The organism is Aquincola tertiaricarbonis (genome assembly GCF_023573145.1).
In the GTDB taxonomy this organism is placed as follows: Bacteria; Pseudomonadota; Gammaproteobacteria; order Burkholderiales; family Burkholderiaceae_C; genus Aquincola; species Aquincola tertiaricarbonis_B.
On sequence record NZ_CP097635.1, the window covers coordinates 1929051 to 1947660 of the forward strand.

Sequence of the window (18610 nt, forward strand, 5' to 3'; positions counted from 1 at the left end):
CTCCTCATCGATCCTGCCAGCTGCCGGGCACCTTGGCATAAGCGCCTGCACCCAGTTGCAGACGCTTGATCACGTCCCGGTCGTAGATGAGGCTGGGCGAGCCACTCACACCCGCGCAGCAGGCCGAGCGCACCATCGTCGCCCCACGCACACTGGAGGCGGAGGCGCCGTTCACCCAGTTCAGTTCGTCCGCGTACACCAGCCCGGTGATGTTGGTCAGCCCCTGCAGCGTGAGCGCGCCGTCCACCACCAGCATCACCGGCTGCTCGGGTGAGCCCAGGGTGGTGTTGGCGGGCAGCGTGAGATCGTGGTTGGCGTACAGCAGGCGCCGTCCGTTGGCGGCGGCTTCCAGCAAGATGCTGGTGCAGTTGTTGCCGTCGCAGCTGGCCGTGGTGGGCAACTTGCGGAAGAGGGACTGCGACATGCCGCTGTGCCGCTGGAAGAAGCGCAGGTAAATGTCGTGAATCTGCTGATCGTATTTCACCAGGCCGTCGTCCATCGGCACGCCTCCGGGCAGCGCCACCGAGGCGGGGTTGGGCACGTCGACATCGCCCCCGGATCGAATGGCCACGGCGCTATCGCCGGGCGACTGATTGACCACAGTCATACCCGCAGGAATGGTGACCTTGTCCCAGACCGTGAGCGCGGCGGTCGGGGGTTGCTGCAATGCCGACACCAGGGCCACCTGCATCGTTTGCGTGGCATAGCCGTCGGTGTTGTTGGTGCCGTTGCTGTAGCAGCGTGAGTCGGTGGTGCTGGAGCATGCCCAGGCCCGCAGGCGAAGCGGTTGCGCTGGCGTGAAAGCCGGCACCGGCACCATTTCCAGCACGAAGGCTGCGCCGGTGGTGGCGTCGGCCACCAGAGCGGGGACGGTGCCCGTGGGGCACTGGCAGCGCCAGCCATCTACAGCCCGTGTGCAGGCAGCAAATCGTCCGTTGGTCGGCGTGGCCGGTGTCACCTTGTCCGCGCTGAGGTCCATGGCCAGGTAGCGGTCGCGGAACGTGTTGTTGCCGGCGTCCGTGGAGGGCTCGCAGCTCGCGTCGATGCGCTGGTCGCTGTTGAGCATCGCCAGCGCCCACTCGAGTCCGCCGGCCGCGGCCTCGTAGGCCTGGGCAGACCGGTATTGATTCGCGGAGGTCCGCTGCTCGAAGATCAAGGTGCGCCCGGCGTAGGCCGACACGAGCAACATCAGGAAGAACAGCACCATCACCACGACCAGCGTGGCGGCGCCGTGCTGTCGCGCGGGCCGGTGGCCGTGCGCGGCCGCCCTCATGGACAGACCCCCACCACCTTGTCGTTGGGCAGCCGGATGGTGCTCACCAGGCGGCGCTGCACGCTGGCGTCAGTGGTGGCCTGCGCGCTGATCGCGACGTCCACCGTGCGAACGAACAGTGTCGGGCAGTTGCCCAGGACGCATCCATTCATGCAGTAGCTGGCCAGGCTCACCCGGTGCTCCTGCAGGTCCATCGTCAGGTCGAGCAGCCGGATGGTCTGCACGTCGGTGACCGTCTGCCACGCATCGCCGACCCGCATCTGCAAGGCCTCGTCCTGGAGGCGGAAGCCGGAAGGGGTTTCCGTGCCGCCGCTGAGGTAGGCGAACTGCAGCGAAGTGCTGCTGTTGCCCGAGACCAGCTCGGCGTTGGGGTTGGTGCCCACGATCAGGTTGTTCGGTCGCCAGACGCTGGTGGCTGCGTCGTCCCAGGCGCTGGCACGCCGCACATCGCGGCTGATCAGGTCCATGGCCGCCCGCAACTCTTGTTGCACCTGGGTTTCGACCATCAGCCGGCGGTTGTCGCCGAGCTGGCTGGTGGTCATCATCGCGGCGGCCGCGACGATGAACAGACCGACGGTGATGCCCACCATCAGCTCGACCAGGGACAGCCCGCGCTGGCGATGAATCACGGCGTGGCGCATGCGGGAACTCCTGGCATCGAGCCGTCCGGCGAGCAGGTGGTGACCAAGCCTCGTGTGCTGACCGTGGTGACCAGTTGGGCACCGCGGTTGTTGCGCAACGTGATGGTCAGGTTGCGTGAGTGCCTGGCTCGATTCGATTCGATGGTCAGCTTCTCACCGTCGGTGCTCATCGAGACGCCGCGTGCCCGCGGTAGCTGGACCAGCTTCAGCAGCGACTGTGGGGCTGCATAGGCGCTGGCCGGGCAGGGATCGTTGCTTTGCAGGCAGTCACACTCGCCGCCCGCAAACTCGTAGATCGAGTAGCAAGCCATGGTGTCTGAGCCCCGGAAGTCGACAACCACACGGTAGTTGCGCTGCACCGCTTCCGAGCGCGCGTACTTCAAGTCGGCCAGCAGCTGCGCATTGGTGCCGCGCAGCCGTTCGCGTGCGATCAGGTCGTTGAAGGCCGGCACCGCCAGTGTCAGCACCACGCCCATGATCACCACCGCGACCAGCAGCTCGACCATGGTGAGCCCGTGTTGAAGGTGCTCGCGTGGCGACTTCATCGCGTCAGCGCACCCAGCAAGGCGCGGCGGTGTCGGCCACGCCCGCGTAAACGACATTGCCGCCGGTGGTCATGGTCAGCGACATCACCTTGCAGGCCCCGTCGTCGTTCTGCGGTGACGCGGTGCGGGCCGTGGCCTTGAGCTGGTAGCTCGAAGCACTGGCGCTCACCACCGTGGCCTCGTAGTGCTCGGTGGTGGTCGGCGTGCCCGGCAGTTGCGACACGTTGTTGGCGTAGGCCGGGTTGTTGGCACGGAAGCGCTCTTGTGCCAGCTGCAGCCCGGTCAACAAGGCCACGGCGTCAGCACGCCGGCCCTTGCGCACCGACTCGGTGAAGGCGGGCAAGGCGATGGCAGCCAGGATCGCGACGATGACGATGGCGACCAGCATTTCGATCAGCGTGAAGCCGTGGGTGTGGCGATGGGAAAGGGGCGCCATGGCAAAGGATTATGGAGGTCGGTCGTGAAGGACTGCACGAAATGCCGGTGCCGCTCATCGGCGCGAGCCGACCGTTCATCCCGGCGCTGGTGGCCTCAGCAGGCCGGGTGACCGGCCATGGCCTGGTTGGGGCTGCACACCCGGGTGCGCCCGACGATGTTCACGATGGCATGGAGCGCAGCCGGTCCCTTGGAGCGGATGTCGATCGCGGCTGCAGGCGTCACCGTGTTGCGGCGGCCGTCGAAGGTGGTTTGCCGCACATTGGATTCGAGCGTGATGCCGGCGTCCGCCGGCAGCCAGACCACCCGCAACGGTTGAGATCCCGCGCTGCAAGCAGCCAGACCTGATGTGTCGCAGGGGCAGGGTTGAGGCGTTGCGATGACGTAGCAGCTGCCGGCGGCCGATCGGCTGAAGCTGACATGCACCGTCTGGCCACGGGCGATGGCCTCGGAATAGCCGTAGCGCAGGTCGGTCTTGAACTGGTGCATCACGCCCTCCACCCGGTGGCGCTGCACGCTGGCCAGGAAGGAGGGCAGGCCCAACCCCAGCAGTACCGACAGGATGACGGCCGTGCAGGCCGATTCGATGACCGTGACGCCGCGGGTGCGGCAGGGTGCCAAGCGGCGGGAAAGTATTGTCATTTGCATCACCTTGTTTCAGATGTGCAAATGCTGCGCGGCGGGGTTGGGGCCTCGCATCCCCCCACGGAGGGATCAGCCCTCGTTCGCGCGGGTCAGATGTCGCGGATCAGCTGGCGGAACTCGTCGACGTCTTCGAAGCTGCGGTAGACCGAAGCAAACCGCACGTAGGCCACCTTGTCGATCTTCTTGAGCTCGCGCATCACGAGCTCGCCCAGGCGGTTCGAAGGGATCTCCTTGGCGCCGCTGGTCAGCAGCACTTCCTCGATGCGCTCGATCGCCGCGTCCAGCTGTTCCATGCTGACCGGCCGCTTGCGCAGCGCCAGCAGCATGGAGCCGCGCAACTTCGCCGTGTCGAAGTCCACCCGTGCGCCGCCCTTCTTGACGATGGACGGCATCGCGATCTCCGGGCGCTCGTAGGTGGTGAATCGCTTCTCGCACCCCTGGCAGCGCCGCCGCCGGCGGATGACGTCACCCTCGTCCGAATCACGGGTCTCGACGACCTGCGTTTCGTTGTGGCTGCAGAAAGGGCAACGCATCTCGCCGGTCCGCGCCGGTCAGCGGTAGACCGGGAATTCGCGCGTCAGCACGGCGACCTTCTCGCGCACCTGCTGCAGCACGGCTTCGTCGTTCGGCCGGTCGAGCACGTCGGCGATCAGGTGGCCGGTCTGGCGGGCCTGCTCCTCACGGAAGCCGCGGGTGGTGAAGGCCGGGCTGCCCAGGCGGATGCCGCTGGTGACCATCGGCTTCTGCGGATCGTTCGGGATGCCGTTCTTGTTGCAGGTCATGTGCGCCGCGCCGAGGATGGCTTCGGCTTCCTTGCCGGTCAGGCCCTTGGGGCGCAGGTCCACCAGCATCACGTGGCTTTCGGTGCGGCCGCTGACGATGCGCAGGCCGCGTTCGATCAGCGTTTCAGCCAGCGCGGCGGCGTTCTTCACCACCTGCTGCTGGTAGGCCTTGAACTCAGGCGTCAGCGCTTCCTTGAAGGCCACGGCCTTGCCGGCGATCACGTGCATCAGCGGGCCGCCCTGGATGCCGGGGAAGATCGCCGAGTTGATCTTCTTGGCCACGTCGTCGCCGCGCATCAGGATGATGCCGCCACGCGGGCCGCGCAGGCTCTTGTGGGTGGTGGAGGTCACCACGTCGGCATGCGGTACCGGGTTGGGGTACACGCCTGCAGCGATCAGGCCGGCATAGTGGGCCATGTCCACCATGAAGTAGGCGCCGACGGCCTTGGCCACCTTGGCAAAGCGTTCGAAGTCGATGCGCAGCGCGTAGGCCGAGGCACCGGCGATGATCAGCTTGGGCTTGTGCTCATGGGCCAGGCGTTCCATCGCGTCGTAGTCGATGGCTTCGTTGGCGTCCAGGCCGTAGCTCACCACCTTGAACCACTTGCCGCTCATGTTCAGCGGCATGCCGTGGGTCAGGTGGCCGCCTTCGGCCAGGCTCATGCCCATGATGGTGTCGCCCGGCTGCAGCAGGCCGAAGAACACGGCCTGGTTGGCCTGCGAGCCCGAGTTGGGCTGCACGTTGGCGTGCTCGGCGCCGAACAGCTGCTTGACCCGGTCGATGGCCAGTTGCTCGACCACGTCGACGTTTTCGCAGCCGCCGTAGTAGCGCTTGCCGGGGTAACCCTCGGCGTACTTGTTGGTCAGCTGGCTGCCTTGCGCGGCCATGACGGCCGGCGAGGTGTAGTTCTCCGAGGCGATCAGCTCGATGTGATCTTCCTGGCGGCGGTTCTCGGCCTGGATGGCGGCCCACAGGTCGGGGTCGATGTGGGCGATGGTGGATTGGTTCCGATCGAACATGGCAGTCCTTCTTCAGAGTTGAAGACCCCGACACAGCCGCCGCAAAAGGGTGCGGCGCAGCGTTGCAGGGCTGCCCAGGCGAACGGCGGACACGGCCTTGCGGCCGCCCGCGCTCCACGGTGGTCATCCACCTCGGGCTGTTGAAGCCCTATCGCCAGTCGCGCGGAACGCGAGTGTATCCGCAGGCATCGGCCTGCCACTCGCAAAAGCTCAATCCAGCAGGGCCACCTGGGCCGGTTCGCCCGTCTTGGCGTCCTGCGCGGCGGCCGGTGCCGGCGCCGCTTCGCGGGTGGCGGTCACGGCCGGGGTGATGGGGGCGTTGATGGGCACGCCCTTGCCGTTGGCCACACGCTGCAGGTTGGATTGCTCGGCCAGCACCTTGCCGGCGTAGCCACCGTCGTCGGCGATGTTGGCGGCGCCCACGTAGTAGCGCAGGCCGGCTTCCAGACCGCCCGCACGCGCGATGCATTCCTTGAGCACCTGAACGCCCACACGCAGATTGGTCACCGGGTCGAAGGCAGCGTGGATGCCGCCGAAGGCCTGGTACTTGTCGTCGTGCACGCGGGTCATGACCTGCATCAGGCCCTGGGCGCCGACGGCGCTTTGCGCGAACGGGTTGAAACTGGACTCGATGGCCACGATGGCCAGGATCAGCGTCGGGTCTAGGCCGGCGCGCTGGCCGACGTGCCAGGCCTCCTGCACGAGGCGGCTTACCGGCTCCGGCGCCACGCGGTAGCGGCGCGACAGCCATTGGGCGACCGCCGCCTGCTGGCGTGTCAGGCCCTTGGGGTCGGCGGCGGTGGCGCGCGCCACGGCGTCAGGCTCGCTCAGCGAAACCAGCAGGTTGCCTTCGGATTCGGCACGCGCCTCGTGGCGCGATTGCAGCCAGTCATAGGCCGCTTGTTCCACCTGGTGGCGCAGGTCGGCCCGGCCACCGGCAAACACCAGCGCGGCCACCACGGCCAGCCCGAGCAGGGCCAGCGTGTTGTGGCTGACTTCCAGCAGCCCGTGGCCGACATCGCGGATGAACACGCCGAGAGAGGTCCTGACGGCGCGGACAGTGCGAAGCAGATTCATCGTGTCCCTTCGTCGGTTGCCGGCGTCCTGGCGCGCAGTTGCGCGGCAGGGCTGCAAAGGCAACCGTGCTAACTTGCCGCGCTTTCGAGTCCGGACTCGTGACGGCTCCCGCCCTCTGGGCGGTCATTGACCAGTCCTGCCAGACGTCTCGGCAGGGCCTACGGGTAAACCCTGAAATGGATCAGGAAGCCGAATTCTGTAGGCCATCAAATAACCGGTCAACCATAATGGCTCTGTTCATCATTCGATTCAGTTATGAAGTACCGTGACTTGCGTGACTTTGTGAAGCAGTTGGAAGCCGTCGGCGAGCTGCGCCGCGTGTCCGATCCGGTGTCTCCGAAGCTCGAGATGACGGCCCTGGCCGACCGCGTGCTGCGGGCGGAAGGACCGGCCCTGTTGTTCGAAAATCCCTCGGGGCATCGCATTCCCGTGCTGGCAAACCTGTTCGGAACGCCTCGGCGCGTGGCGATGGGCATGGGTGCCGACAGCTTGTCGGAGCTGCGCGACGTCGGTCGTGTGCTGGCCAGCTTGAAGGAGCCGGAGCCGCCCCACGGCCTGAAGGACGCCGGCCGTTTGTTTCAAATGGCAAAGGCCTTGTGGGACATGAAACCCACCCGAGTGCGGGGGGCTGCCTGCCAGGAAGTCACGATCGAGGGCGATGAGGTGGACCTCGGGCGCCTGCCGGTGCAGCTGTGCTGGCCGGGTGATGCCGGCCCGCTGATCACCTGGGGCCTGGTCGTCACCCGAGGGCCGCAGTCGGTGGCGCAGCCGCGCCGCCGCCAGAACCTGGGCATATATCGCCAGCAGGTGATCGGCCGGCGCGAGGTGATCATGCGCTGGCTGGCGCACCGGGGTGGTGCGTTGGACTTCCGCGACTTCGCGCGGGCCAACCCGGGACAGCCGTTTCCGATGGTGGTCGCGCTGGGCGCCGATCCGGCGACCGTGCTGGGCGCCGTGACGCCGGTCCCCGACAGCCTGTCGGAGTACCAGTTCGCCGGCCTGCTGCGCGGCAGCCGCACCGAGCTGGCCGATGCCGGCGTGGGCGAGGGCGGGCTCATGCTGCAGGCGCCAGCGTCTGCCGAGTTCGTGTTGGAAGGCCACATCCCGGTGGCGACGGCCGGCTTCACCGGCACCAGCGACGCCGGCGTGCCGCTGGCCGAGCGGGGCGGCTACCTGCATGCGCTGGAGGGGCCCTTCGGCGACCACACCGGCTACTACAACGAGCAGGACTGGTTCCCGGTGTTCCGCATCGACCGCATCACCCATCGGCGCGACCCGATCTACCACTCCACCTACACCGGCAAACCGCCCGACGAGCCGGCCATCCTGGGTGTGGCGCTGAACGAAGTCTTCGTGCCCATCCTGCAGAAGCAGTTTCCCGAGATCGTCGACTTCTACCTGCCGCCCGAGGGCTGCAGCTATCGCATGGCGATCATCTCCATCCGCAAGAGCTACCCGGGCCATGCCAAGCGGGTGATGTTCGGGCTGTGGAGCTTCCTGCGCCAGTTCATGTACACCAAGTTCATCGTGGTGACGGATGACGATGTGGACATCCGTGACTGGAAGGAAGTGGTGTGGGCCATCACCACGCGCATGGACCCGGTGCGCGACACCACGCTGGTGGACGGCACACCCATCGACTATCTGGACTTCGCTTCACCCACCAGCGGCCTGGGCGGCAAGATGGGCCTGGACGCCACCAACAAGTGGCCGGGTGAAACCAGCCGCGAATGGGGCGTGCCCATCACGATGGAGCGCGAGGTGGAGGCCCGGGTCAACGGCCTGTTCGACGCGGTGATGGCCGGCCGAAATAATTCCAATTGACCCGCGCCGCGCCATGAGGTTTGCCGGCTTGCAGCCAGCCGGTGCCTCATCTAACTTAGGGATGCCTGCCACGCAGGCAACCACGAACCGCGCAGTCTCTGCACGGGCGGGGCCCCGGACCCAGTACCTCCGGAGCTCCACTGGTGGCGTCAGCCACCCAGCCCCCTCAACCGTCAGGCTGAGGGGGCCTCGATCGTCGTCATCAAGCCCCGGCCCACCAGCCCAGCTTCTCGTGCCAGAAGTACCAGTTCAGCAACTGGCCGGCATCGGACGGAAACCAGCGGGTGAAGCGGTCATCGGACAGCGAGCTGATGCCGGCCGGCGCGGGCACCACTTCCAAGGGAACGCCCTGTGCGGCCGCGGCCTCGCGGAAGGCGCGCAGCGCGCGCGGCATGTGCAGGTCGTGGGTGACGATCACCACCTTCTCGATGCCGTCGGCCCGCAGCAGCGGCACCGTGAGCTGGCCGTTCTCCCGCGTGTCGCGCGAGCGGTCCTCGGCCCAGCGCAGCGTGAGGCCGAACTCCTGCTGGGCGATGCGCCGGGCGACCTCGGCCTCGCTGGGGCCGGGCACGGCCGCGTGGCCGATGCCCCCGGTGTAGCCCAGTGGCGCGCCGGTCTGCCGCGACAACCAGATGGCATAACGCAGCCGCTCCATGGTGAGCGGGCGCAGGCTGGGCTGGTTGTATTCAGGCGCCAGGCGCTCGCGCCCGGCCCCCAGCGCGATGATGGCCACTTTGCGGCCGGCGGCCACGTCGGCGCGCAGCTGCGCTACCTGCTGCGGGCTGAAGGCCGGGATGTCCGGCATGCCATGGTCGTGCAGCCATTCACCCATTGCCACCGTCAAACTGCCCCAGGTGAGCAGCAGGCCGGCGAACAAGGCCACCAGCGCGCGGCGGCTGCGTGAGCGCAGCAGGAACAGGGCGGCGACAAGGGCCAGCAACAAGAAGGGCACCGGTGGCATCAGCAGCATGCTGAGCACGGGTTTCCAGTGCGTAATACCCGCGGCATTCAGGAGTTGGTTCACGCCGGGCATTCTCGCCTGTGACTTCGCCCCCACGGACGGCTTGCGCCGGGGGCGGGCCGCGGGCAGCATGCCGCCCCCTGCGAGGGAGAAGCAACTTGCAAACACAACAACAACACAAGCCGCGCCGGGCGCACGCACTGCGCGTGCTGGCGCTGTCCGTCATCGCCGTGCTCGTCATCTGGCTGTTGGCCTGGCTGGCGGTGCCACCGCTGCTGAAGTCGCAGGCCGAGCAGCGGCTGGGCGCGCTGCTGGGGCGCCAGGTGCAGGTGGGCGAGCTGCGGTTCTCTCCGTGGGCACTGTCGCTGACGGTGCGCGACCTGCGCATCGCAGGCGCTGGCGGCGCGGCGGATCAGCTGCGTATCGCCCGGCTGCATGCCAACCTTTCCACCAGCTCCGTATGGCAGCGTGCGCCGGTGGTGGAGGCGCTGGAGATCGAGCAGCCGGTGCTGCGACTGGCCCGCCTGCCGGGGGGCGGACTGGACATCGACGACGTCGTGGCGCGGCTGCGGCCGGCGCCCGACGCGCCCGCCACCGAGCCGGCGCGATTCGCGCTCTACAACCTGCAGCTCACGGGCGGCCAGGTGCTGGTCGACGACCAGGTCGCGGGCCAGCAGCACGCGGTGCGGGCGCTGCAGCTCGGCCTGCCGTTCCTGTCCAACCTGCCGACCGACGTGCAGGTGCAGGTGGAGCCGCGCCTGGCCTTCGAGCTGGAAGGCAGCCGTTTTGACACTGGCGCCCAGGTGCAGCCGTTCGCGGCCACGCGCCAGGGCCAGCTGCGCCTGCAGTGGCAGGACCTGGACCTGGCGCGCTGGGCGCCGTACCTGCCGGCCAGCGTGCCGCTGCGCCCGGCCGCCGGCCGGCTGTCGGCGTCATGGCTGGTCAGCTTTCAGCTGCCGGTCGACACCAAGCAACCACCGCAACTGGCCATCACCGGCGAGGCCACATTGCAGGACCTGAGCCTGGTGCCGTCCGCGGGTGCAGCGCCGCTGCTGGGCTGGCAGCGGCTGCAGCTGTCGGTGGCCAGGCTGCAACCGCTGGCCAGGCAGGCCGCCCTGGGCGACCTGCGCATCGACGGTTTGCGTCTGGCGGTGGCGCGCGATGCGCAAGGCCGCCTGAACCTTCAACAGCTGGCCGGTGGCGCGGGCAGCGCGCCCGCCGCTTCGGCGGCGGCGCAGCCGGCGCCGTTACCCTGGCAGTTCAGCCTGCAGTCGTTGACCTTGGCCGATGCCGCGATCGACTGGCAGGACGCCACCGCGCGGCCTGCTGCACGTCTGGCGCTCAGTGACCTGCAGCTCAAGGCCGGCCCGCTGGACAGCCGCCCCGGCGCCACCGCGCCGCTGCAGTGGTCGGCCCGCCTGGGCCCGCCCGGCGTGGCCGCGCCGGCCGAAACGTCGGGCCAGGGTCAGGCGGGGCCCGCGGCGGCCCAACTGGCGTTTGAACTGAAGGGGCTGCAGGCCGGCTGGCTGTCGGGCTACCTGGCCCAGCACCTGGCGCTGCCGCTGCAGGCCAAGGCCACGGTGGCGGGCCGCCTGGACTGGGCGGCGGGCGACAGCCCCCGCCTGCAGGCTGAGCTGGACCAACTGCGCATCGACGACCTGCGGCTGGGTGCGGGCAGCGGCGCGCCGCTGGCCTGGCGCAGCCTGGCCGTGGCGCAGGGCCGTATCGACCTGATGGCCCGCCGGCTGCAGATGGGCAGCCTGACGCTGGAGCAGCCGCAACTGAGCCTGCGCCGTGGCACCGATGGCGTGGTGGGGTGGTCCCCAAGCTCGCTGGCGATCGTTACCCCGCGTGAGGGCGCTCAGTCCACAGGGCCGGCCCAGCGTGCTTTGAGCCCACAGCCGGGGCGGCGCGCAGCCGAGGCTCACAACCAGGCCGTTGCCAGCACGGGCGCTGCCCAGGCCACCAGCGGCGGCGATTGGCAGCTGGCGCTGAACGCGCTGCAGGTCAACGGCGGCCGGCTGCAATGGGCCGATGCCGCGGCGCCGGCCCCGGTGGCGCTGGGCCTGAGCGACCTGCGCCTGACCGCCGCCGGTCTGCGGTGGCCCTCCGACGGCCGCACCGCGCCGGCCCGCGTGACGCTGGACACCCGCATCCGCGATGAGCGCCCGCAAGCGGAGGGGCGCCGCGCGCCACCGCCTGGCCGGCTGAACTGGCAGGGCCAGCTGCGCCCGCAGCCCTTGATGGCCAGCGGCCAATGGCGGCTGGACCGCCTGCCCGCCCATGCGCTGGCGCCGTATGTGGCCACCGGCCTGCAGCTGGTGCTGGCCCACGCGGACGTGGGCGGGCAGGGCCGCATGGCCGTGGAGCAGCGTGCGGCGGGCTTCAGCGTGCAGGCCGACGGCGATGCGCTGCTGAGCGATGTGCAGGTGCAGGCCAGGTCGGCCGAAGCCGGGCGCGAGGGCGAAGACCTGCTCACCTGGCAATCGCTCAAGCTGGCCGGCCTGAGCGTGCGCAGCGCACCCGGCGAGGCGCCGAAGGTGACGGTGGGGGAGGCGGCATTGGCCGACTTCTATTCGCGGCTGGTGATCACGGAGCAGGGGCGCTTCAACCTGCGTGATGTGACGGCGCCATCGGCCCCGGCCGCTCCGACAACCGCGAGCCCGGCGGGAGCGGCACCCGCGGAGGCCGGCGTGAGCGCGCCCATGGGCGGTGCCGCCACCGCCAGCGCGGCCGGCGCCGATGCGCCGCAGGGCACCGAGCCCAGCACCGCGGCGGCTGCTTCACCCGGCCCCGTCATCGTCATCGGTCGCACCCGGCTCACGCGCGGCCGCATCGACTTCACCGACCGATTCGTCAAGCCGAACTACAGCGCAGCCCTGAGCGAGTTGAACGGCAGCCTGGGTACCTTGCGTACCGATTCGCCGCAGATGGCGCCCATTTCGCTGCAGGGGCGGGTTTCCGGCACGGGCCTGCTGGACATCAGCGGTGAGCTCAACCCCTTGGCCAAGCCGCTGGCGTTGAACATCCGCGCTCGGGCCAGTGATATCGAACTGGCGGCTTTGTCGCCCTATTCGGGTCGATATGCCGGCTACGCCATCGAACGCGGCAAGCTGAGCATGGACGTGGCCTACCAGGTGTCGCCCGATGGCAAGCTCGAGGCCAGTAACCGCGTGGTCATCAACCAGCTCACGTTCGGCGAACGGGTGGAAAGCCCAGACGCCACCAAGCTGCCGGTGTCGCTGGCCATTGCGCTGCTGAAGGACCGCAACGGCGTGATCGACCTCGACCTGCCGATCACCGGCTCGCTCAACGATCCGCAGTTCAGCGTGTTTGGCCTGGTGTTCAAGGTGCTCGGCAACCTGATCGTCAAGGCCGTGACCGCGCCGTTTTCGTTGCTCATGGGCGGCGGCAGCAGCGATGCCGCTTCGGTGGCTTTCGTGCCGGGCACCGAGCAGGTGACTACGGACGGCGAAACCTCGCTGGGCAAGGTGGCGCAGGCGCTGCTGGACCGTCCGGCCTTGACGCTGACGGTGCGCGGTGGCGCCGACGCGCAGGCCGAGCTGGACGCCATCCGCAGCGCCAAGCTGGAGGCGCAGCTGCTGGCGGCCCACCAGCGCCGCGCAGGCGTCGGCGCCACGCCGCCTGCGCCGCCCACCGCCGCGGAGCGCGAGGCTCTGCTGCGCCGCCTGTATGCCGACACCCGCCTGCCCGACAAGCCGCGCAATGTGTTGGGCCTGGCCAAGGAGCTGCCGCCGGCCGACATGGCTGCGCGCCTGAAGGCCGCCATGGTGGTAAGCGACGAAGAGGTGCGTGAACTGGCCGTGCGTCGGGGCATGGCGGTGCGGGACGCGCTGCTGACCAAGGGGCTGCCGGCGGAGCGGTTGTTCCTGGCGGCGCCGCAATGGCGGGCGGCCGCTTCCACGCCCGAGGCGCAGCCCCCGATGTCCGGCGCCCAGCTGGTGCTTTCCACCCGCTGACGGGGGTCGTTCACCCGGCTCGCGTAAGCTCGCGGGCCGCTGAACGACCAACATGCCGATGCCGGACGTTGGCGCCGGCCAGGAGTGCAAGACATGACGATCGAAACCATCACCCTCGGCGGGGGCTGCTTCTGGTGCACCGAGGCGGTGTACGAACAGGTCGACGGCGTGGTGTCGGTGGAATCCGGCTACACCAACGGCCATGTGGACCGACCCACCTACGAGCAGGTGTGCGGCGGCGACACCGGCCATGCCGAGGTGGTGCGTGTGCGCTTCGACAACGAGCGCATCTCGCTGCGCGAGATCCTGGAGATCTTCTTCGTCGTGCACGACCCGACGACGCTGAACCGCCAGGGCAATGACGTGGGCACCCAGTACCGCTCGGGCGTGTACTTCCACAGCCCGGAGCAGCAGGCCGTGGCGCGTGAGGTGATCGCCGAGGTGAACGAGGCCAGCGGTGGCCGCGTGGTCACGGAGCTGGTGCCCGAGCAGAACTACAGCCGGGCCGAGGACTACCACCAGCACTACTTCGCCAACCATCCTGGCGCGGGCTACTGCGCTTTCGTCGTTGCGCCCAAGGTGGAGAAGTTCCGCAAGACCTTCCGCCACCGCGTGAAGGGCTGATGCAGCGCGGGCACCGCGCCCGCCCGTCCGGTGCCGCCGCCTGGCCGCGCCGGGCCTTGCTGTACCTGCTGTTGCCGCTGGCGCTGCTGGCGGCGCAGACGCTGGGCCTGTGGCACGGCGTGCTGCACCCGCACGCGGGCGGTGGTGCCACCCAACATGACCGGACTGTTGCGGCCGGCACCAGCCTCGCTCACCACGACGACGGCTCGGCGCTGTGCCGGCTGATCGATCACCTGGCCCATGCCGATGTGCTGCTGGCGGCGCCCATCGCCGCCTTGGTGGCACCCGCGCACGGCAGCCTGCCGGTCCATGCACCGACGGGCCTGGCGGCCAGCACCGCCTCACCTTACGAAGCGCGCGGTCCGCCTGCCCCGTTGCAGGTCTGACCGTGCCGGCCTGCAGCGCCGCCTTGGGCGGGCTGCGGCCTTTCTTCGTTCAGTCGCCGGCCGCACCGCAGCGTGGGCCGGCGCAAGGTGATTCCATGCAAAAGCCCTTTCTCCAGACGCCGTTCGCCCCGGCGCAGCCTGCGCTGGCCATCGCGCTCGCATCCTGCTTCCTGACCCTTGGCCTGCCACAGGCGGCCGGCGCCCAGACCACGTCTGGCACCCCCACCAGCACCCCCACCAGCACCGCCACCGCCGCCAGCACGGTGGTGATCACCGGCAACCCGTTGGGCCGCGACACCCTGGCGCAGCCCGTCACCGTGCTGTCGGGCGACGGCCTGACGCTGCGGGGCGCTGGCACCCTGGGCGAGACGCTGGACGGCTTGCCCGGCATCTCGGCCACCGGCTTCGGCCCGCAAAGCAGCCGGCCCATCATCCGCGGCCTGGACGGTGACCGCGTGCGCATGCTGGACAACGGCGGCGCGTCGGTCGATGCGTCCAACCTCAGCTTCGACCACGCGGTGACGCTGGACCCGCTGGTGGCCGAGCGGGTGGAAGTCGTCCGCGGCCCGGCGGCGCTGCTGTACGGCGGCAATGCCACCGGCGGCGTGGTCAACGTCATCGACAACCGCATTCCGCGGGTGGCGGCCGACGGCTTGTCGGGCCGTGCGGAGGTGCGCCTGGGTGGCGCCGCGCGTGAGAAGGCCGGCTCGGCGCTGCTGGAAGGCGGCGCCAACGGCTTCAACTGGCACGTCGACGTGGCCGGCCGCAACAGCGAAGACCTGCGCACGCCCCGCTTCAATGCGCCGACCGAAGACGGCGGCAGCGTCAGCACCCGGCACATCGCCAACTCCGACGGTCAAAGCCGCAGCGGCGCGGTGGGCGCCTCCTGGGCCGATGCCGACGGCTACATCGGCGCTTCGGTCGACCGCTACGAGAACGACTATGGCGTGACGGTGGAGCCCGACGTCACCATCCGCATGAACCGCGACCGCGTGGCCTTCGCGGGGGAGCGTCGGCGCCTGCCCGGCCCCTTCACGCAGGTGGAGTTCCAGGCCAGCCACACCCGCTACAAGCACGAGGAGGTGGAAGGCACCGGCGAGGTGGGCACCACCTTCCGCAGCACCGGCGACGACTTCCGGCTGCAGGCGCACCATGTGCCGCTGGGCCCGTTGAAGGGCGTGGTCGGCGTGCAGGCCGAGCAGCTCGACTTCTCGGCGCTGGGTGAAGAGGCCTTCGTGCCCAGCACCCGCACGCGCTCGACGGCGCTCTTCGTGCTGGAAGAGGCGCAGGCCGGCCCCGCCACGCTGACCGCGGGGCTGCGCTGGGAGCAGGTCAAGGTGAGCTCCGACGGCGACGCCAGCGACGCCGCCGAGCCGCGCTTCGGCGATGGCCAGGAGCGCAAGTTCACGCCCAAGAGTGCTTCACTGGGCGCCACCTTGCCGGTGGGCGGGGGCTGGTCGCTGTCGGCTTCGGTGGGCGCCACCGAGCGGGCGCCGGCCTACTACGAGCTGTACGCCAATGGCGTGCACGTGGCCACCGCCGCCTATGAGCGCGGCGACCCCACGCTGGGCGTGGAACGCAGCCGCCACCTGGAGCTGGGCACCGAGTGGAAGCAGGATGAGCACCGCTTCAAGGCCAGCGTGTTCCAGACGCGCTTTTCGCGCTACATCGGGCTGGACGCCACCGGTAACGTGATCGACGACGTGCCCGAATACGCCTTCACCGCCGCACGGGCGCGCCTGCGCGGTCTGGAGCTGGAAGGCCGAACCCGGCTGCTGACCCGCCCCTGGACGTTGGACGCCGACGCGGCCGTGGACATGGTGCGTGGCGACAACCTGACCACCGGCGAGCCGCTGGCCCGGCTGGCGCCGGTGCGGGTGCGCGCCGGCCTCACCACCGCCAGCGGCCCGTGGCAGATCGGGGCGACGGTGGTGCATGCCGCGCGGCAGGACCGCGTGCCGGCCGCCGACGTGGCCACGCCTTCTTCCACGGTGCTGAACCTGTTCGCCACCTGGAAGATGCCGCTGCAGCAGGCCGATGCGCTGTGGTTCGTGCGGCTGGACAACGTGACCAACGAGCTGGCCTACAACGCCGCCGCCATCCGCACCGTGCGTGACTTGTCGCCGCTCGGGGCCCGGGCGCTGACCGCCGGCGTGCGTGTAGCCTTCTGACCGCCCCCAAGGTCCGGGCTTCGCCCGGCCCGCCCCCCCGAGGGGGAGCAAGGAAGCTTGGGGCGGCCCGGCGCTTCCTTGAGCCGACGAAAGGGTGCTGGCGCGGGTCAGGGCGCCAGCCGTTCGCGCACCCAGGTGCCGGCTTCGTCCAGCCGGTAATGCAGCCGATCGTGCAGCCGGCTCTTGCGGCCCTGCCAGAACTCCCACTGGTCGGGCACCAGCCGGTAGCCGCCCCAGTGCGGTGGCCGTGGCGGGTTCAGCGCGTAACGTGCGCCGAACTTGGCTGCATTGGCCACCAACGTGGCGCGAGACGGGATGACCTGGCTCTGCGGCGAGGCCCAGGCGCCGATGCGTGAATCCAGCGGCCGCGAGCTGAAGTAGGCGTCGGACTCGGCGTCGTCCACCTTCTGCACCCGGCCTTCGATGCGCACCACCCGTTCCAGCTCCACCCAGTGGAACTGCAGCGCGGCAAAGGGGTGCGCGGCCAGTTCGTGGCCCTTGCGGCTGTCGTAGTTGGTGTACCAGACCAGGCCGCGCGCATCACAGCCCTTGAGCAGCACCACGCGGGTGGAAGGCCGGCCGCCTTCGCCCACCGTGGCCAGCGTCATCGCCGACGCCTCCGGCACCTGGGCGTTCAGCGCCTGTTGCAGCCACGACTCGAACTGCTTGCGCGGGTCGGCGTCCGAGGCGGTCTCGTCCAGCTCGGCCCGCTCATAACTCTTGCGAAGGTCTGCCAGTGAAATGTCCATCGCGCCAGCATAGCGCCGGCCGCAAAGCAAGTCCCTGACCACCCGGCATTTGCGCTTACGGGGTGGGCCCTACGTAGCACCCCCACTACCTGAGTGGGCGGTACGGTCCCATCCTTGCTATACCGCGCTGCAGCAATTCCGCGCCGCGGAGGAGGAAGGGAGGGTTGCACCATGGGGTCGCAACCGACAGTGATCGTATTGGCCGCGGGGCGGGGCAGCCGCTTCCAGGGCCCGCAGCACAAGCTGGCGCAGCCGTTCGAGGGTGGCGCGCCGGTGCTGGTGTGCACGCTGCGGCGTGCCGTGGCCACGCAGATGAAAGTGGTGGTGGTCACCACCGCCGCGCTGGAGCCGCTGGCCCGCTCGGTGGTGGCCAGCCGCGACGTGGTGGTGCTGCCGCCGGCCGACAGCATGCCGGGCCTGGGCATGGGCAGCTCCATCGCCGCGGGCGTGGAGGCCCGGCCCCACGCACCCGGCTGGTTGATGCTGCCCGGCGACATGCCGCTGGTGCGCCCCGCCACGCTCAGCGCGGTGGCGTCGGCGCTGCAGCTGCACCCGGTGGCCTATGCCCAGCACGCCGGCCGCCGCGGGCACCCGGTGGGCTTTTCGGCCGAACTGTTCACCGACCTGGTGATGCTGCAGGGCGACGAGGGCGCGCGGCGCCTGGTGGCGCGCTACCCGTCGCAGGCGGTGGTCGTCGACGACCCGGGCGCCTTGATCGACCTGGACACGGTGGAGGACTTCGCGGCTGCCCGGCAGCACCAGCAGCAGCACGCGGTCGCGGGTCGGTGATCAGGCCAGCTTGTGCTGGCGCGCCAGTGCCATCAGCCGGCGCACTTCATGGTCCGTCATGCCGCGCTCTTCCAGGCAGCGGGCCGTCTCGCACAGGTATTCCAGCGTGGTGCCGAATTGCCCGCGCGCCATCCGCAGGATCTGCAGCATCTCCTCGTCGCTGAGGTGGCCCGTGTAGTTGGGGCTGCGCCGGCTGAGGGTGAAGGTGAGGGCGGTGACCCGACCCTGCGGCGTCTGGCAGGGCAGCCAGCGGGGGTCGTACACGCCGGTGATCATCTCGCGCGCCCACAGGCGCTCCAGCTCGCTGTCGGCCCGCTCACGCGCGACGCGGTACACCATGCCGCGGCAGGAGCCGCCGGGCATCAGCGCGAACACCAGGCCGGGGTTGTCCGGCGTTCCGCGGTTGACGCGCGACCGCATGCGCAGCGCCCGGTGCCAGCCGCGCACCAGGCCGGGCCGGTGCTCGTCGGCATGGAATTCGGGCCGCCAGATCAGCGAGGCATAACCGAACACCCACAGATCTTCAGCCGGCGCCCACTGGCGGCGGATGTGCTGCAGCATCAGCTTCGGATCGCGGCCGGCGGCCGGCAGGCACTGCGGCGCGGCGGGCGCCGCGGTGGGCTCGGCATCGCTGCCGGGCGCAGGGATTTGCGGAGCGTGTCGGGGATCGTCCATGACAGGGCGTGATGATGACAGAGCCGAAACATC

General features: G+C 69.7%; 17 protein-coding genes and 1 riboswitch. Of the genes, 6 read left to right on the forward strand and 11 right to left on the reverse strand.

All coding sequences use genetic code 11. The features are described 5' to 3' along the window. Window positions 1-4: 4 nt before the first annotated feature. From MW290_RS08900 to MW290_RS08935, 8 genes are all read right to left on the reverse strand, one after another. Window positions 5-1273 (reverse strand): pilus assembly PilX family protein, encoded by a 1269-nt coding sequence (locus tag MW290_RS08900; RefSeq protein WP_375142734.1) that lies wholly within the window; start codon window positions 1271-1273, stop codon window positions 5-7. Then, on the reverse strand, window positions 1270-1914 hold the full coding sequence (locus MW290_RS08905) for a PilW family protein (RefSeq protein WP_250194317.1): 645 nt from the start codon (window positions 1912-1914) through the stop codon (window positions 1270-1272). The genes MW290_RS08900 and MW290_RS08905 overlap by 4 nt, the downstream gene beginning before the upstream one ends. Then, window positions 1899-2516 carry a GspH/FimT family pseudopilin gene (locus tag MW290_RS08910; RefSeq protein ID WP_310740067.1) on the reverse strand — a complete coding sequence of 206 codons (618 nt, stop codon included), beginning with the start codon at window positions 2514-2516 and terminating at the stop codon, window positions 1899-1901. The genes MW290_RS08905 and MW290_RS08910 overlap by 16 nt, the downstream gene beginning before the upstream one ends. Further along, window positions 2464-2895: a type IV pilin protein gene (locus MW290_RS08915; protein WP_250194319.1), complete on the reverse strand. Its 432-nt coding sequence runs from the start codon at window positions 2893-2895 to the stop codon at window positions 2464-2466. Before MW290_RS08915 ends, MW290_RS08910 begins: the two co-directional genes overlap by 53 nt. A 95-nt stretch (window positions 2896-2990) precedes the next feature. After that, complete coding sequence (locus MW290_RS08920; protein ID WP_250194320.1) at window positions 2991-3536, reverse strand: GspH/FimT family pseudopilin; 546 nt, start codon at window positions 3534-3536, stop codon at window positions 2991-2993. Window positions 3537-3628: 92 nt separating this feature from the next. Then, on the reverse strand, window positions 3629-4072 hold the full coding sequence (gene nrdR / locus MW290_RS08925; RefSeq protein WP_250194321.1) for a transcriptional regulator NrdR: 444 nt from the start codon (window positions 4070-4072) through the stop codon (window positions 3629-3631). A gap of 18 nt (window positions 4073-4090) precedes the next feature. After that, on the reverse strand, window positions 4091-5341 hold the full coding sequence (gene glyA, locus MW290_RS08930; protein WP_250194322.1) for a serine hydroxymethyltransferase: 1251 nt from the start codon (window positions 5339-5341) through the stop codon (window positions 4091-4093). A gap of 65 nt (window positions 5342-5406) precedes the next feature. Continuing rightward, window positions 5407-5513: riboswitch (ZMP/ZTP riboswitch) on the reverse strand. A gap of 38 nt (window positions 5514-5551) precedes the next feature. After that, window positions 5552-6418, reverse strand: coding sequence for a lytic transglycosylase domain-containing protein (locus MW290_RS08935; protein ID WP_250194323.1), 867 nt, complete (start codon window positions 6416-6418; stop codon window positions 5552-5554). A gap of 255 nt (window positions 6419-6673) precedes the next feature. Between MW290_RS08935 and MW290_RS08940 the strand changes: the two genes are divergently transcribed. Further along, window positions 6674-8242 carry a UbiD family decarboxylase gene (locus MW290_RS08940; protein WP_250194324.1) on the forward strand — a complete coding sequence of 523 codons (1569 nt, stop codon included), beginning with the start codon at window positions 6674-6676 and terminating at the stop codon, window positions 8240-8242. Between the two features lie 202 nt (window positions 8243-8444). Here the strand turns inward: MW290_RS08940 and MW290_RS08945 are convergent, their stop codons facing one another. Further along, window positions 8445-9266 carry a YdcF family protein gene (locus tag MW290_RS08945; protein ID WP_250194325.1) on the reverse strand — a complete coding sequence of 274 codons (822 nt, stop codon included), beginning with the start codon at window positions 9264-9266 and terminating at the stop codon, window positions 8445-8447. A gap of 95 nt (window positions 9267-9361) precedes the next feature. Between MW290_RS08945 and MW290_RS08950 the strand changes: the two genes are divergently transcribed. From MW290_RS08950 to MW290_RS08965, 4 genes are all read left to right on the forward strand, one after another. Then, on the forward strand, window positions 9362-13183 hold the full coding sequence (locus MW290_RS08950) for a DUF748 domain-containing protein (protein ID WP_250194326.1): 3822 nt from the start codon (window positions 9362-9364) through the stop codon (window positions 13181-13183). Between the two features lie 93 nt (window positions 13184-13276). Further along, the gene (gene msrA, locus MW290_RS08955; protein WP_250194327.1) at window positions 13277-13807 is read left to right on the forward strand and encodes a peptide-methionine (S)-S-oxide reductase MsrA; all 531 of its coding nucleotides are present in this window, start codon (window positions 13277-13279) and stop codon (window positions 13805-13807) included. After that, on the forward strand, window positions 13807-14193 hold the full coding sequence (locus MW290_RS08960; protein ID WP_250194328.1) for a hypothetical protein: 387 nt from the start codon (window positions 13807-13809) through the stop codon (window positions 14191-14193). Before msrA ends, MW290_RS08960 begins: the two co-directional genes overlap by 1 nt. A gap of 95 nt (window positions 14194-14288) precedes the next feature. After that, a complete protein-coding gene (locus MW290_RS08965) occupies window positions 14289-16364 on the forward strand; it encodes a TonB-dependent receptor (protein ID WP_250194329.1) in 2076 nt (691 codons plus the stop codon). A 107-nt stretch (window positions 16365-16471) separates the two neighbouring features. On the opposite strand, the gene pdxH is transcribed toward MW290_RS08965, so the two are convergent. Continuing rightward, complete coding sequence (pdxH, locus tag MW290_RS08970) at window positions 16472-17113, reverse strand: pyridoxamine 5'-phosphate oxidase (protein WP_250194330.1); 642 nt, start codon at window positions 17111-17113, stop codon at window positions 16472-16474. A 171-nt stretch (window positions 17114-17284) separates the two neighbouring features. Between pdxH and MW290_RS08975 the strand changes: the two genes are divergently transcribed. After that, window positions 17285-17902 (forward strand): nucleotidyltransferase family protein, encoded by a 618-nt coding sequence (locus MW290_RS08975; RefSeq protein ID WP_250194331.1) that lies wholly within the window; start codon window positions 17285-17287, stop codon window positions 17900-17902. Here MW290_RS08975 and MW290_RS08980 read toward each other — a convergent pair whose 3' ends face one another. After that, window positions 17903-18577 (reverse strand): gamma-glutamylcyclotransferase, encoded by a 675-nt coding sequence (locus tag MW290_RS08980; protein ID WP_310740068.1) that lies wholly within the window; start codon window positions 18575-18577, stop codon window positions 17903-17905. Window positions 18578-18610 lie beyond the last annotated feature (33 nt).

Coding starts and splice junctions, on each gene's coding strand:
- MW290_RS08960 (WP_250194328.1), top strand. CDS start 13,807: ATGCAGCGCGGGCACCGCGCCCGCCCGTCCGGTGCCGCCGCCTGGCCG.
- MW290_RS08920 (WP_250194320.1), bottom strand. CDS start 3,536: ATGACAATACTTTCCCGCCGCTTGGCACCCTGCCGCACCCGCGGCGTC.
- msrA (WP_250194327.1), top strand. CDS start 13,277: ATGACGATCGAAACCATCACCCTCGGCGGGGGCTGCTTCTGGTGCACC.
- MW290_RS08910 (WP_310740067.1), bottom strand. CDS start 2,516: ATGTCGTTTACGCGGGCGTGGCCGACACCGCCGCGCCTTGCTGGGTGC.
- MW290_RS08935 (WP_250194323.1), bottom strand. CDS start 6,418: ATGAATCTGCTTCGCACTGTCCGCGCCGTCAGGACCTCTCTCGGCGTG.
- MW290_RS08980 (WP_310740068.1), bottom strand. CDS start 18,577: ATGGACGATCCCCGACACGCTCCGCAAATCCCTGCGCCCGGCAGCGAT.
- MW290_RS08905 (WP_250194317.1), bottom strand. CDS start 1,914: ATGCGCCACGCCGTGATTCATCGCCAGCGCGGGCTGTCCCTGGTCGAG.
- pdxH (WP_250194330.1), bottom strand. CDS start 17,113: ATGGACATTTCACTGGCAGACCTTCGCAAGAGTTATGAGCGGGCCGAG.
- MW290_RS08975 (WP_250194331.1), top strand. CDS start 17,285: ATGGGGTCGCAACCGACAGTGATCGTATTGGCCGCGGGGCGGGGCAGC.
- MW290_RS08900 (WP_375142734.1), bottom strand. CDS start 1,273: ATGAGGGCGGCCGCGCACGGCCACCGGCCCGCGCGACAGCACGGCGCC.
- MW290_RS08915 (WP_250194319.1), bottom strand. CDS start 2,895: ATGGCGCCCCTTTCCCATCGCCACACCCACGGCTTCACGCTGATCGAA.
- MW290_RS08965 (WP_250194329.1), top strand. CDS start 14,289: ATGCAAAAGCCCTTTCTCCAGACGCCGTTCGCCCCGGCGCAGCCTGCG.
- nrdR (WP_250194321.1), bottom strand. CDS start 4,072: ATGCGTTGCCCTTTCTGCAGCCACAACGAAACGCAGGTCGTCGAGACC.
- glyA (WP_250194322.1), bottom strand. CDS start 5,341: ATGTTCGATCGGAACCAATCCACCATCGCCCACATCGACCCCGACCTG.
- MW290_RS08940 (WP_250194324.1), top strand. CDS start 6,674: ATGAAGTACCGTGACTTGCGTGACTTTGTGAAGCAGTTGGAAGCCGTC.